The organism is uncultured Altibacter sp. (genome assembly GCF_963972995.1).
Classification (GTDB): Bacteria; Bacteroidota; Bacteroidia; order Flavobacteriales; family Flavobacteriaceae; genus Altibacter.
In genome coordinates this window covers 109,330-124,777 of sequence record NZ_CAXAXI010000002.1, presented here as the reverse complement: position 1 = coordinate 124,777, position 15,448 = coordinate 109,330, and the positions used below count along the sequence as shown (strand labels likewise).

11 protein-coding genes are annotated in these 15,448 nt (G+C 40.3%); 1 reads left to right on the top strand and 10 read right to left on the bottom strand.

The window, feature by feature from the left end:
* Window positions 1-21: 21 nt before the first annotated feature.
* The 6 genes from AACZ11_RS01590 to AACZ11_RS01565 are packed head-to-tail and all read right to left on the bottom strand — an operon-like array spanning window position 22 to window position 8,821.
* The gene (locus AACZ11_RS01590; RefSeq protein ID WP_290625710.1) at window positions 22-1,359 is read right to left on the bottom strand and encodes a quinol:cytochrome C oxidoreductase; all 1,338 of its coding nucleotides are present in this window, start codon (window positions 1,357-1,359) and stop codon (window positions 22-24) included.
* A gap of 16 nt (window positions 1,360-1,375) precedes the next feature.
* On the bottom strand, window positions 1,376-2,053 hold the full coding sequence (locus tag AACZ11_RS01585) for a cytochrome c (protein WP_290625709.1): 678 nt from the start codon (window positions 2,051-2,053) through the stop codon (window positions 1,376-1,378).
* Between the two features lies 1 nt (window position 2,054).
* A complete protein-coding gene (locus AACZ11_RS01580) occupies window positions 2,055-2,591 on the bottom strand; it encodes a DUF3341 domain-containing protein (protein ID WP_290625707.1) in 537 nt (178 codons plus the stop codon).
* Between the two features lie 4 nt (window positions 2,592-2,595).
* Window positions 2,596-4,368: an NrfD/PsrC family molybdoenzyme membrane anchor subunit gene (gene nrfD, locus AACZ11_RS01575; RefSeq protein ID WP_290625705.1), complete on the bottom strand. Its 1,773-nt coding sequence runs from the start codon at window positions 4,366-4,368 to the stop codon at window positions 2,596-2,598.
* A gap of 27 nt (window positions 4,369-4,395) precedes the next feature.
* A complete protein-coding gene (locus AACZ11_RS01570; protein ID WP_290625703.1) occupies window positions 4,396-7,461 on the bottom strand; it encodes a TAT-variant-translocated molybdopterin oxidoreductase in 3,066 nt (1,021 codons plus the stop codon).
* A gap of 28 nt (window positions 7,462-7,489) precedes the next feature.
* Entirely contained in the window at window positions 7,490-8,821 is a 1,332-nt protein-coding gene (locus AACZ11_RS01565) for a c-type cytochrome (RefSeq protein WP_290625701.1), read from the bottom strand.
* Window positions 8,822-9,045: 224 nt separating this feature from the next.
* On the opposite strand from AACZ11_RS01565, the gene AACZ11_RS01560 reads away from it, so the two are divergent.
* The gene (locus AACZ11_RS01560) at window positions 9,046-9,441 is read left to right on the top strand and encodes an SPOR domain-containing protein (protein WP_290625699.1); all 396 of its coding nucleotides are present in this window, start codon (window positions 9,046-9,048) and stop codon (window positions 9,439-9,441) included.
* Window positions 9,442-9,493: 52 nt separating this feature from the next.
* On the opposite strand, the gene AACZ11_RS01555 is transcribed toward AACZ11_RS01560, so the two are convergent.
* The 4 genes from AACZ11_RS01555 to AACZ11_RS01540 form a co-directional block, all read right to left on the bottom strand.
* Window positions 9,494-12,583, bottom strand: coding sequence for a T9SS type A sorting domain-containing protein (locus tag AACZ11_RS01555; RefSeq protein ID WP_290625697.1), 3,090 nt, complete (start codon window positions 12,581-12,583; stop codon window positions 9,494-9,496).
* Between the two features lie 93 nt (window positions 12,584-12,676).
* Complete coding sequence (locus AACZ11_RS01550; protein WP_290625696.1) at window positions 12,677-13,285, bottom strand: hypothetical protein; 609 nt, start codon at window positions 13,283-13,285, stop codon at window positions 12,677-12,679.
* Window positions 13,286-13,426: 141 nt separating this feature from the next.
* A complete protein-coding gene (locus tag AACZ11_RS01545; RefSeq protein WP_290625694.1) occupies window positions 13,427-14,053 on the bottom strand; it encodes a porin family protein in 627 nt (208 codons plus the stop codon).
* A gap of 19 nt (window positions 14,054-14,072) precedes the next feature.
* Window positions 14,073-15,422: a T9SS type A sorting domain-containing protein gene (locus AACZ11_RS01540; protein WP_290625692.1), complete on the bottom strand. Its 1,350-nt coding sequence runs from the start codon at window positions 15,420-15,422 to the stop codon at window positions 14,073-14,075.
* Window positions 15,423-15,448: the final 26 nt, after the last annotated feature.

Below are 15,448 nucleotides of genomic sequence, written 5' to 3'. Positions count from 1 at the left end.
ATCTGTCTTCTATACGTTTAATTAATAATGAAAATGCTTACTCTCCTTAATGAACGGATTGCGTTTCGCCAATAGCGGAGCTTTAGTAAGAGCTGTAAAGACAACCCAAACAAACAGTCCAAAGAAAAATAAGATGGAACCTATTTCAGGTAAACCAATATACCATGAAGTACCTACCGTTCCCGGCATTACCATGTTAAATACATCTACATAATGTCCCAATAAAATTACAATTCCCGTAAGGATCACAAACCAATTCACTCGTTTGTAATCACTATTCATAAGGAGCAGTACCGGGAATATAAAGTTCATTACCAGCATTCCAAAGAATGGCAGGTTATAATCTTCTATTCGTGTCACAAAATAAGTTACTTCTTCAGGAATATTTGCGTACCAGATCAACATAAACTGTGAGAACCATAAATAGGTCCAGAAAATACTGAAAGCGAACATGAATTTAGCCAAATCGTGAATATGGCTATCGTTTACATATTCTAAATATCCTTGCGACTTCAGGACAATGGTTACCATCGCGATCACTGTAATGGCACAAACCATCATTCCTGCGAATACATACCATCCAAATAAAGTGCTAAACCAATGCGGATCGAAACTCATGATCCAGTCCCAGGACATCATGGATTCGGTTACGATAAAGAATACCAAGAACCCGGCTGATAATTTAAAATTCTTCTTGAACCATCGATTGTCTTCGGCAGTGTCATCACGCAAAGAGTTCCTGCGAGAGATATAGCGATAAAGGTTCCATCCTAATAAGTAAATAGCAGCGCGTATCAAGAAGAAAGGTACGTTTAACCAACCGCTCTTTCCGTCAATTAACTTGTCGTAGTGTTCGCTTTCCGGATTGACCAATTCGGGGTCCATCCAGTGGAAGATATGATTTACGTGAAATGCTGAAAGCAATAATAAGATAAAGATTATAATAGAAGCAATTGGCAGATAGGCCGTAATTCCTTCCATCACTCGAAAGAGTACCGGAGACCATCCTGCTTGTGCGGCATACTGTATTGCATAGAACGCTAGTGTCCCCAACGCAATCATAAAAAAGAAAAAAGAAGCAATATAGAGCGCAGACCAAGGTCTGTTCTGCATTTGATGCAATGTATGCTCAAGGTGTGCTTCTTCGCTATCATGGGCCGTAGTCGCAGTGTCGGATACATCATGGATTGAAGTAGCATCATGATCTTCTCCATGACCTTCCTCGTGATGCCCTGCCATCATTTCTTTAACTTCCGCCGTTGTGCTTGGAGCTGTGAGAAAGCCGGAAATAATACCAATGGCTCCAACGACCATGAAAATGATCGCAAAAAGTTTCAGTTTACTCGGTAGCGTATACATATCTTTATAAAATCTCTTAATTCTCTAAATTATTATCTTCACCTTCATCTGTTGTGGCTTCAGATACTCCTGAAGTCGTTACCATTTGTGGTGTATTGACATTCAAACTATCCTTTCCAACAGGCACCAATAAAGGTTCTCCTTTAAGTGCAGCAGTTAGGTTCATGACGTGTTGTGTAATCTGCCAGCGCTCTAATTCGTTGGTTTGTGACGCATAGGACCCCATGGCATTAAGACCAAACATTTGAACGTGATACACACTTCCTTCGGTAATATTCCGTCCTGCATCACCGTAGCTTGGTATTCCCAAAAACTTTTCGCGTTGTGCTAATATTCCTTGTCCATCACCTTTATCTCCATGACACACAGCGCAGTAAATGGTATACAATTGTCCTCCGGCAGCTAAATTCTCTTCTGTAACTTCAAGCGGATTCTTCAATTCTGCTCTTGCCAGTTCGAGACCTGCGGTAGAATTTTCATAATCGTAAGGTTGCCATCCTCTTGGAATGGACCCTTCGGCAGGCAACATCGCTTCTTGCCCCCCGGGAAATATTTCATAATTGCCATAGGTTTCATAGCCAACAGGTTCATACATGTTGTCCATGTATTGATAATTTGGTCTGTTAGAATCGAAACAAGAAACCAAAAGAGCTGCCACAAAAAGGGTAAGGCTTATATTTAAGATCTTCTTCATATTAGTGGTCTTCGTCATTTTCAATTAAACTAATTTCCAATGCTCCGGTATCGTATAAAAACTTTGAAAGTTTTTCTACATCGTGATGACCTGCATCGATCGCCATTAAGAAATGGTCGTCTGTTGTACGTACATCCGGATTTTCAGCTTTTTTAAAGGGCCATAATTTACTGCGCATATAGAATGTTATTACCATAAGGTGCGCCGCAAAAAAGACGGTCATTTCAAACATAATAGGGACAAAAGCCGGCATATTCTCAATGTAGCTAAAACTTGGTTTTCCTCCAATATCCTGCGGCCAATCTTGGATCATGATATAATTCATCATTACGATCGCAACAGATAACCCAACCAATCCATACATAAAAGATGTAATTGCGATTCTAGTGGGCGCTAAGCCCATTGCTTTGTCCAATCCGTGTACCGGGAAAGGAGTATATACTTCTTCAATATGGTAACGTTCACTACGAACCTGCTTAACGGCTTGCATTAAGATGTCGTCATCTGTGTAAAGAGCGTGAATTACTTTAGATGCCATACTACTAGTTGTTTTTAAGTTTAGCTGCTTGTCCTGCCCAATCGTCACGTTTCGCTCTTCCGGGAAACTCATCGATGATGCTGTCCAATAAATCGTATTCTCTGTCGGTCATTCGGCTCACCTGCTCAAATGTATAGATTCCTAATTGGTGTAATTTCTGTTCCATGACAGGTCCGACACCGCTTATTAGTTTTAAGTCGTCTTGCGTTTGAGTGGCAGGATCGAATCGTCCAATGCTATCCAAGAGGCTTTCTGTTCTTTCTTTCTGAAGCTGTGTGTCGGCTACCGCTCCGGGACTTACCGTATCTGTATAATCAGTGCTCGTTTCATCAAGCTGCGTCGAATTTGCTTCCGGTTCACGAACCAGTGGAGAATAATGTTTTACATCGTCTCCATGCTTTTCACGTAGCTCCTTGTATTTACTTCCGGAGGACTTCAAAATAGATTTTACTTCTGCCTGTGCAATTACAGGGAATGTTCTGGAATATAATAAGAACAATACGAAGAAGAATCCAATGGTTCCAATAAAGATTCCAATATCGACAAAGGTCGGTGAGAACATCGTCCAAGAAGACGGTAGATAATCGCGGTGTAAAGATGTTACAATAATCACAAATCGTTCAAACCACATCCCGATGTTCACAACAATAGAGATAAAGAACGAGAACATGATACTGGTACGTAGTTTCTTGAACCACATAAATTGTGGAGAAAATACGTTACAGGTCATCATCGCCCAATATGCCCACCAATACGGTCCTGTAGCGCGATTAAGGAATGCATATTGTTCGTACTCTACCCCCGAGTACCAAGCAATGAACAATTCGGTAATGTAAGCTACCCCTACTATAGAACCGGTAAGCATGATCACGATATTCATGAGCTCAATATGCTGTACTGTGATATAGTCTTCGAGATTAGACACCTTCCGCATAATGATCAAGAGCGTATTCACCATGGCAAACCCCGAAAAGATCGCTCCTGCCACAAAGTACGGTGGGAAGATGGTGGTATGCCAACCCGGGATTACCGACGTAGCAAAGTCAAAGGATACAATGGTATGTACCGAAAGTACAAGCGGTGTTGCCAAACCGGCCAATACCAAAGAAACTTCTTCGAAACGTTGCCAGTCTTTCGCACGACCGCTCCATCCAAAGGACAAAATACTGTAAACTCGTTTTGTAAATGGCGTGATTGCACGGTCACGAATCATCGCGAAGTCGGGCAATAAACCAGTCCACCAAAATACCAATGAAACCGAAAGATACGTAGAGATCGCAAATACGTCCCATAGCAACGGTGAGTTAAAGTTCACCCATAAGGAACCAAATTGGTTTGGAATTGGCAATACCCAATACGCTAACCATGGACGACCCATGTGAATAATTGGGAAAAGACCTGCTTGAATTACCGAGAAGATGGTCATTGCTTCTGCTGATCTGTTGATCGCCATTCTCCACTTTTGACGGAAGAGCAACAGTACCGCAGAGATCAAGGTTCCTGCGTGACCAATACCTACCCACCATACAAAGTTGGTAATATCCCAAGCCCAATTCACGGTTTTATTAAGTCCCCAGACACCAATTCCTGTTGAGACGGTGTAAATGATACACCCCACTCCCCACAAAAAGGCTACTAGGGCAATAGTGAATACTATCCACCAAGATTTATTGGCTTTGCCTTCCACAGGGGCAGCCACATCCACAGTAACATCGTGGTAGGATTTATCGCCTGTAACTAAGGGTCTTCTAATAGGTGCTTCGTAATGCGACGCCATATCTTTATTTACTATTTCTTAGTTAGTTTAAACTTCGCTTGTATTTCTCACTTTCGTCTGGTACACCACATTCGGTTTTGTACCTACCGCTTCAAGTAAGTGATACATTCTATTATTATTCGCTAATTCGTATATCTTGCTATCATGGTCATTGACATCTCCAAAAACCATCGCTCCTTTATCACAAGCTGAAGAGCAGGCTGTTTGGAATTCTCCGTCCTTGATCGCTCTACCATCCCGCTTTGCTTCCAAAATGGTCAATTGTGTTTTTTGTATACACATAGAACACTTTTCCATCACACCACGGGAACGTACTACCACATCAGGATTTAACACCATACGTCCAAGATCATTGTTCATATGATAATCGAACTCGTCATTCTCTGCATACAAGAACCAGTTAAAGCGACGTACTTTATAAGGACAGTTATTCGCACAGTAACGGGTTCCTACACATCGATTATAAGCCATGTGGTTTTGTCCCTGACGTCCATGCGATGTCGCTGCAACCGGACATACTGTTTCACAAGGTGCATGGTTACAATGCTGACACATTACCGGTTGGAAAGCAACCTGCGGATTCGAAGATGGGTTTTCCATTTCGCCGTATTCTGAAAGAGAACTTCCCAATCCTGAAATATTATCTTTCTTTTCAAAATCATTCTCAAAAGTTTCCTCACTCGAGTAATAGCGGTCAATACGCAACCAGTGCATATCGCGACTCTTACGCATCTCTTCTTTCCCTACTACAGGAACATTGTTCTCAGCATGACAGGCGATCACACAGGCACCACAACCGGTACATGCGTTTAGATCGATAGATAGATTAAAATGGTGCCCTACAGAGCGATCAAAACCTTCCCAAAGATCTGCATCGGGAGAGGTCACAGGAATTTCCTGATGGTCTTTTGACACCATGGGCATAGGATTCCATACTTCGGCATCTTTAGTATTGAATATCTCTAGAGAAGTCTCTCTAATGATATCACGTCCCATCATGGTATTGTGAAGCTGCACACACGCAAACTCATGTATACCCGCAACTTTTTCTAAGCTCACTTTTTGAACCGATGAGAAATCTTTATACAAAGGATACGCATTGACGCCCGTTTGCATTTCTTCCTGAATGCCTTCTTTCTTTCCATAACCCAAAGCCAATCCAACAGAACCTTTTGCTTGGCCGGGCTGAATTATAACAGGTACATTTTCAATCACCACATCGCCCATACGAACATTCACATAGCTTCCGTTCAAACCGCCATTGGCTACATGGTTATTTTCCAAGCCCATTTCTGAAGCATCTTCTGCAGAAACAGTTACGTAGTTATCCCACGTTGTTCTGGTAATTGGATCGGGCATTTCCTGCAACCAAGGGTTGTTGGCTTGCGCGCCATCACCAAGCGATGTTTTTGTATATAAGGTAAGCCAAAGATCTCCTTCTTGTGAAGATGAGGACAAAGCTCCGTTGGCAGTATTGCTCTCGAGGGTTTCTGAAAGTTGGTCGGTGGAAGATTCGATAGTATCTGTATCTACGGAAGCATCACTCACCAAAACACCATCATGCAACGCTTGATTCCATGAAGTTCCTCCTAGTACGGTTGACCAGGTTTCTTTAATATAATCGTAATAGCTCTTTGGATTCGCGGTCCATTTCAACAAACAATCTTGAAACTGTCTCGTGTTAAACAACGGACGAATGGTAGGCTGCATTAAACTAAAGCTTCCCTTTTTCATTTGAAGATCACCCCAAGACTCCAGATAGTGCGGTGTGGCGGCGACCAATTGTGCCAAGGAGGCTGTCGCGTCCAGTTTCATGGCAAATGCCATAGACATTTCTAAGTTCTTATAGCCCTCAACAAATGATTGATTGTTTGGGAAAGAGTAGATAGGATCTACCCCTACCGTGATCAATCCTTTGATCGTTCCTGAAGCCACCCCGTTCATAACACGTTGAACCGCTGCGGTGTTCCCCATCGAAGTAAGTCGAGGTTTTGCAGCATCCATCACTTCGCTATTGGCATTGTAGGAAAGAACAGCCTTTTGAGCTGCCACATTTGGCAATCCGGTAACGATCACCCCTTTACTACCTGCTTTTTGTAATTGTGCTTTGGCATTCGCTACTGCTTCAGCCATCGCAGGAGGTAGTCCGGCAGCAGAGCCTCCGGTCAAAGCCTTTAAAATCTCAATTTGTTGCCCCGGTGTTGCAGGAACACGTTTGTCTGCGTTTGCTCCGGAAAGCGTCATATTCGCTTCAAATTGAATATGGCGTGACATTTTTCCATTCTTCGGAATACGTCCTTGCGCATATCCGGCATCATAACCACCCCCTTGCCAGTCGCCTAAGAAATCGGCCCCTACAGAGACGATCACTTCAGCTTTGGAAAAATCGTAATCGGCAAGACCTCGTGTTCCATACACACTTTGAAACGCGTCCAAAGCTTCCGAAGAAGATACGGTATCGTAGATTACATGACGAACATTAGGGTACTTAGCAGTAAATTCTTTTATAAGTTTTGTAGTTGACGGACTAGCGAATGTTTGTGTCAAGAGAACAATATCTTTGCCCGCCATTTCATTCATCTTTTGCGCCACGGCAACATCGAACTCTTCCCAAGAAGCCTCTTCTCCTTGAATTAAAGGCGTTGGCAGTCGTTGTGCATCATAGAGAGACAATACAGATGCATGCACCCGTGCGTTAACACCTCCTGTTTTAGCAAGATCGTTGCGTTCAATCTTAATAGGTCGGCCTTCGCGTGTTTTCACTAGAACGTTTGCAAAATCGAAACCATCGGCCATAGCAGTAGCATAATAATTCGCTACACCGGGTACGATCTCATCGGGAGCCACCACATAAGGAATGGATTTAATCACCGGTCCTTCACAAGCTGCCAAAGAAGCGGCGGCCGTTGTGAACCCAACATATTTTAAGAAATCGCGACGTGTTGTTGAAGTTGCTTCCAAGACATTTTTGTCTCCCAAAAATTTATCTGTAGGTATTTCTTCTACAAACTCATTTTGTTGCAGCGTCTCAACAATAGAGCTGTTTTCATTTAGCTCTTCAACACTTTTCCAGTATTTCTTGTTTGATGCCATATCGTTACTTGTAATTATCTATAAAATTTTAATAGTGACATTTTCCACATTCCAACCCGCCCATTTGAGCGATGGTCAATTTGTCAACGCCGTATTTCTTGGACAGTTCTTCGTGAATCTTAGCGTAATACTCATTACCTGCTAAATTTACGTTCGTCTCTCTGTGACAGTTAATACACCATCCCATGGTCAATGGAGAAAATTGATACATGATCTCCATCTCTTCTACCGGCCCGTGACATTTTTGACATTCGATTCCGGCAACTGTAACATGCTGTGAATGGTTAAAATAAGCAAAATCAGGAAGGTTATGGATGCGGACCCATTTCACTGGTTTTTCTTCACCTGTATATTTCTGTTCGGCCTCATCCCATCCTACCGCATCGTATAGTTTTTGGATCTCAGCATCGTAAAATTCTTTGGTATATCCATTCTCTGGATCTACCTCACCGTTATACTCTGCAATGTTTTTGTGACAGTTCATACAAACATTCAAGGATGGGATACCAGAATGCTTGCTCTTTCGAGCCGAACTATGACAGTAGTTACAATCAATTTGATTGGCCCCTGCATGTATTTTATGGGAATAATGAATGGGCTGTACCGGCGCATATCCCTGATCCACACCTACCTGCATCATCCATCCGTAGGCGAAATAACCGGCAGCTAACAATAGAAAGATAGACGTCACCAAAACTAGAAATTGGTTTTGGGCGAATGCTTTCCAAATTGGCATTTTCTTTTCTTTCTCCTCATAGGTAACGCCATTTGCTTCAGCGATGCGTTTTAGTGTACTTGTCACCAAGAACAACATCACTACCAACAATAAGAATACCAATGCCAAAGCACCCAAAATAACATTATTCGAAACACCGCTTCCACTTTCACCGCCTCCTCCAACAGGAAGTTCTACTACAGTCGGTTCGGGTTTTGGAGCACTGGTATACGCTAAAATGTTATCGATATCAGTATTGGTAAGCGCCGGAAAGGCTGTCATTACCGATCTGTTATTTTCTTCAAAAAGCTTGACGGCAAGGGCATCACCGGATTGAATTAATTCCTGACTGTTTTTAATCCATTTGTACAACCACTCTCTATCGTATTTTTCAGCAACACCTCTTAGGGCCGGTCCGGTTGCCTTTTTATCCAATTTGTGACATGCGGCACAGTTTGCCTTGAACAAAGTTTCACCTGCGGCGACATCCCCAACACCTTCGGCAGGTGGTGTTTGTGCTTCCGTTGCTTCCGCCTCGTTAGCACTTTCTTCCTGTGCAAAAATGGTAGTTGAAAAGGTTAGTAAGAACACTAACAAGAGAAGTGACAATCGTGAGGGTAGATTTCGGTAATTCACCTTTTTCATACTAATGATTAAATTATTGTCAATAGTTTGGCACGTAATTGGTTACCATTATGTTGATTAATTGCTCGCAAAACGCACCATAAATAACGGCACAAAAGTAAGCTTTAAAGTCGATTTTAGAAATGCAAATAAAGTGTTAATGATTAATTTATACTTATTCTAAATAATAATTTTACGGTTCTAAAAGTTATTAAGGTTTACCTTTGCACTAAAGACAAAAATACATGAAAATATCGTCACCACATAAATCATTAGCAATCAGCATAATAATTCTTTTTTTATACGGAAGTGCAATGGCCCAGCAGGCTACGTTAACCGTGAACCAAGATGCTAAAATTGCTACTTTGTTGGAGCTGAAGAAATCGCTGGAAAAGGATAACAAATTATCGGACGGGTATACTATTCAGTTGTATTACGGCGAACTAACGGAAGCAAATTATGTGATCAAAAAATACCGAGGTTCGTATAGCAACTGGCCTGCTTCCATAGAATATGAAACGCCAAATTATAAGGTTTGGGTAGGAAATTACAGCACCCGGTTGGATGCAGATAGGGCCTTGGTCGAGATACAGCGAAATTTTCCTTCCGCCTTTATACTAAAGCCAGAACGTAGAAAATAAATTATAAAAAAACGCCTCGAATCGAGGCGTTTTTAGTATTGCTATATTTGAATCAATGATTGATCACCACCTGTTTTATCACCAGCTCTTCTCCGTTTGAAATATGAAGAAAATATATGCCATTATCTAAACTATAGGTATCTATAGTTTTTAGAATGTTGGTACATTCTGAATGATGCAGCAAATTAGCATATTGATCGTACAGATCCAAAATATAGGTATCATTGGCTGTTGTACGCAAATCTATGTGTAATTCGGCATCAGAGGAATTTGGAAAGAGGATGATTTCCGATTCGATACCACCGTCCCCGTTAGGATCTTCCACGGTATGTCCATGTGCTTCAGACTGGGGGCTCCAACCACATTCATTTCTGAATTTATAATAATAATCTAACATGATTCCTTCATTGGCGGGAGTGGTTATAACTACCTGTTCTTCGTTCATGATCTGAACCATATAGGTCGGGAAAATACCCCAATGTCGTTCCAGCACTGTCCCTTGTATGGTACTAATACTTGGATCGATCTCAAAAGTGTAGTTCACGGGAGAATCCGGAAAATTTTGAGTGAGTGCTGTAATTACTGGAGCTTGCGTGGGATTACCTACCCAAACTGTTTTTTTAACTTCTGTATACGGGTAAACCGCCTTTATAAAACCGCTACCGCTCACCGTACCATTTATAGCTTGTACCGTAACTGAAGTATCATCGGAAGTTAGGATCTGTAAATTATCGGACACTTCCCAACTCTCCACCGGAGGACTCGTACATATGTCAAAATCGTATGCTACAGGACCACTAGCGCATACAGCTGCAGGACCATTCATATCGTCACCTTCCAAATAAACTGTAGGAGGTTGCGGATTGCCGGCCAGTTCTTCCAATAGCCACGCTACGCTTTCTTCGGTAAAGGAGGTATGTCTTTCGTTGATCTTAGGGCCGAAATAACTGTCGAAAGGGATCTCGTTGGTACATACCAAGTTTCGATTAAGTTTCTCATTCCAGTTAAAATCCGGGTTGAAAAATCCTAATGAGCTTATGGTAGGGATAAAAGAATGAGCGTGCTCGTTATTGTAAACAGTTAATTCAGCACCCCCAATGATGTCAGAAAAAATTGAAAAGATGGTTGAGTAAATCCCATCCCAAGAAGACCAAAATCCTCCGGAAGGAACTATTGGATCTGTGCCATCAATATCTCCAACTACTTCATTGAATCCTGCGAACCAGCCTCCCGGCACATTGTCCATGGTGCCACGTGAGTTTATGTTAGTAGCATATTTGGATTTATCGTCAAAAAGATATTTGAATCTGGAAACTTTTCCATTCCCATTGATTCCAGGCATGCTATAGGCCTCAGAACTTCCAATATGCACATCCCAACAAACAGGCCACGGAGAGCAGACTGTTTGAAATGCCCTTATGTTTGCCCCAATCTGCCCGTCATCAATAAATGCGTCAAATTGTTCATTAAATGGGTTGAAAAAATCTCGTTTCCCAGTCAGGGATCCATTCACAAGCGCTATTTTTCTCAGATCCTCCGGATATCCCCTATTATTTGACGTACGGTTATTATATAGATTATTGTAGAATTGCACAAAAAAAGGATGGCCTCTATTCTCAGAAAAACCCTGACCTATTGCACGGGCGTTAAAGTAATCTTGTCTTAATTGGTTCCCATTCCAACCGTTAAACTGTTCAATAAGTTGCTGTTTGGCAGCTGCAGCACCTAATTGGCTTTCTACAAAGTCTTGAGCCATTATGTTTCCCGTGGAGGCCACCTGGTTAACCATTGCCTGTAGACCAATAGGAATATTAGCCCCAATGTGCGGGCTGTCCACACTAACCCATAAGCGGGTATTGTGAGGAATATTATTCTTTTCCATATAGGCCAATGCATACCGAGAGATCTGTCCACCCATACTGGGCCCTACAATAATCAATTGTTCGTCACTATTATTCTGTACCAACCTATTATTTAGTTCTTGGTATAATTTGACATGCGTGAGTGCATTTCGCTCTATATAGTCTGCTCCACCATCAATAATACTTCCTCCACTAATACTGTTATATGTTGGATGATTTACCAAAACAACATCATAGCCCAAATTATTTAATTCATCTATTAAACTTCTTGATGTTTCCCCGACCATATAGTTCATAAATTCGACAATTGAAACATGGTCTTCATTCGTACTCCCAGGATGAGGATCTGTATCTTCAAACTTTCTTTTATCACCGGGATCGAAACCGTCAATAATAATTATAGGTTTCATTAATACTGCATTGGGTGAACTATAAAAAATTCGGTAATCCAATTTTCCAAGTCTAGGGGTGTTCTCATCATACCCTTGAAAAGGTATCTCGGCATCAATTCTTCCATTTTCAATTTGTGGATTTGGGGGCACATAAATAATTCGTTGTACATGAATCACTGCTTGGGTTATCAATGAACTGCCATCGGCAAATGTTGCCTCAAATGTTAAGGTTTTATAACCGGACTCAGGATAATCCACAGAGATACTGTTTGTTATAAATTCTTCATTATTAAATACTTGGTAATCTTGATTTGTATCAAAATTTACAACAAGAGTTTGGAGTTCTTTTGAAGGATTTTCTTCGATCAAGAACGATGTTTCAAATTTAAAAGTAATCGTATTTCCCGCAACTCCACCTTTCAATGGAGAAGCTAGGAAAACATGATTTTCGATGAAAACAGGCTGATCATTATTAATCTTTTGAAATTTGTCTTGTTGCTTGTTCAGTGCTCCTTCTCCTTCATTTTCGGGTTTGTAATTGAGCTTATGAAATGTTGCGTTAAGAATTCCAACGTCAACTATATCATGAATTGTATCGGAGGTATAATTTGCACGTAACGCATGGTGAGATACAAATTTCTGTTCGTTTGATGCTTTATACATATCTGACAAAGCTTGCTCAAACAAATCCACAGTGGCCAGTTTATCTTCATCATTAAAGGAGGTGAGGTTGGACCAGCCTACCGTCCTGTCATAGAGAACTCCGGAAGTAAATGTCGATTGATCAATCTCCACCAACATGCTGTCGATCTTGGTTGGGAGTGGATTTTGGGCTTGAATAAATGTTAAAATGGGGAGAAAAACGAGTAGAAATGATAATTTTCTCATAATTTTAAAGTGTTAATAAGTGAAACATTGAGTGAAATCGGTTTTGTTTATTTACGTAGGGCGTCATTGCAGTGATGCCCTTTTTTTATATAATTAAGGAAAGTCTTCATACTGTAATCTTGATAAGTCAAGATCAAACCTGCCATCTGTAATCTCTACAATATCATTTGGATCATCTTCATTTGCGGCTCTGCAAGAAAAGGTGCCGGACAATATGCCGTTATCATATCTGGTAATAGTAATGGTTCCCGAATTGGGCAGCGAACAGTATTTCTTATAGATACTTTCGTTAAAATCGTACACTCTGCCATGAATATTATGGGTTGGCAACGACTGAAAACCTTGCTGACAATTGCTTTTATTTACAATATAAATACCCACTCCTATAGAATCCAAACCTCGAATGTGGATTCTAATTTTTGATGTTTTATCGCTCGCAAAATCATTGACCCGAATTTCATGGTATTTAATATCTGATGAAGAAGGCCCTGCAAAAAATTGCATCCCTTTATCTTCCACATTAAATGATCCAGTCCCATCTCGTGGCGTGACTAAAACTCCATTGATATAACAGCCAAAAGTGTTCTCCCCCGTTTGTGTAATAAGGGGTAAGTGAGGGACAAATTCGTCATTTGATATATTAATACTACATCCTATGTGCAGAAGCGAGAACACTGATAGTATTAAAATTGCTATTTTCATATCTTTTGTTTTTAAGTAATTCTATTTGTTAGCGTTTATCTCAAATTGCCTTTTTAATTTTCTTTTAAATTTCTCCTCTTTTCTAAAGGACTATGAGAAAAATTGTTGCTCTCATGAGAATCTGTCCTAAATTATTATTACTTACAAGAATGTAAAACCTAGCACAATCGTATTACTGCCTGTCTCTAATTTTGTAGCATTCGAATTCCTCAAAGTGCTAATAGAAGTAGCCCCTATGTTTGATCTAAACTCAATGAACATTCGATTCTTTTCTGAAAGATTGTAATCGAATCCTAAACCAACCGAGAATCCATAATCTGTGTTGTCAAATGCTTCTACTGGATGATTATTTGTTTCAGAATTGATTAAGATGCCCATAAAAAATCCTGCGTTCAAAAAAAACTTTAGTTTTCCTCCGCCTATGGTATATCTATATAAAACAGGCAATACCAAATAATCGAGTTTTATCTCTCCATTCATACCAAATGGCATATCTGTAGAAGGGTCAATAATTCCTTCAAAATTTGTCATTGCCCCCTTTTGCTCAAACGAAAGATTTGCAACTAATGAACTTCGCTTACTTATATTGTAATTACCATGGATACCTATTAACAAACCACTGTTTGTGGAAAAATAATCATCAAATGATAATCCGGGGGTTTTTAGGACAGCGTAGGTGATTCCTCCATGGAAACCATAACTGAACTTTTCTTGGGCATTCACGCTGAAACCCATTAGAACAATGAATATAGTTAACCTAATTTTCATATAAATTGCCTTTTTATATTTATAGTTTAAATACCTTCTTAACGACACTTCTGTCTTCCGTATCTACTAATTTAATGAGATACATCCCGCTGTCTAGGGACGAAAGGTCGCACTTTTGTATTCTGTCAATTTCAGAAAAGTGAATTAGTAAATTTCCCAAAGAGGAATAAATGTAAATTTCTACAATACCTATGTCAGAACGAATATCGATCCAATTTTTTACGGGATTTGGAAATAATACTATAGATGCTATTTGGTTTTCTTGAAGCCCCAACAAACACTCTTCGGTGAAATTGACCGAATGCCCCACTTGATCTTCAATAAATACCGTTAATGCTGAAGTATCATCATCCACACACACGGTCTCTAGCGCCGGAAGATTTGTAAAATCATTCAGTGACGTACTTGAGGTATCCATATTTTGATTTAAACCATTTTTTAGGTTAATGTAGGTAAGATTAGGGTTGTCGTTACAATTTATTCTATACACACCTGTGTCACTCACATCCAAAAGCTGTAGGTCATTTTCATCTACAAATAAGTTCTCTAAAAACGGACTGTTAAGCTCCCCCAAGGATGTGATTTGGTTTTGTGTGCAGCGAACAAATTCCAACGCCGGTTTGTTGGAAAGGTCCAATGAAGTCAACTGATTTGCTGGTACGTATAAGTTCTCTAAAGCAATGCTATTTGAAATATCGAGCGATGTAAGTTCACAAACGGTACAATCAAGGCGTTTCAACATAGATTGGTTGCTCAAATCCAATGTTCCCAACGCGTTGAAATTTGCAGATAAGGTTTCTAAATTTACATTGGTCTCAAGATCCAAAGAACTAATTTGATTATTGGATATTTCCAAATACGTTATTGCAGTATTTGCTGAGGTGTCCAGATCTTTTATATCATTAGAATCACAATAAAGGATCTCAAGAGCTACATTGTTAGACACATCCAGAGCAATATGGTTATTATTCCTTACATTTAACTCAATGAGTGATGTTTGTAAACTTACGTCCAAGGCGCTTAATAAATTATTACGTGCATCTATTTTCTCCAGAAGTAAATTATTGGTCAAAGGAAGACTGCCTATCTGATTAAAAGAACAATTCAGTTCTGTAATGTTTACGAAGGCTTCGATACCTGTAAGATCACTAATGAGACCAGGATTGGCAAAGGTTCCGTTTATAAACAAACCTCCCGTGAGTGCCTGAGCTTCACTTAACTGTATCTCACCATCTGTATTCGTATCGATGATGGGATCATGGGTTATCAGTTTATTCTTAAAATGGGTATCGGGTATGGATACAATTTGTGCCTGACTAATTGTAATGATGGTGAACGCGAATAAGGCGGTGCAAAAACGTGTTTTCATAAGTTTGGTGTTTAGAATTAGTACGG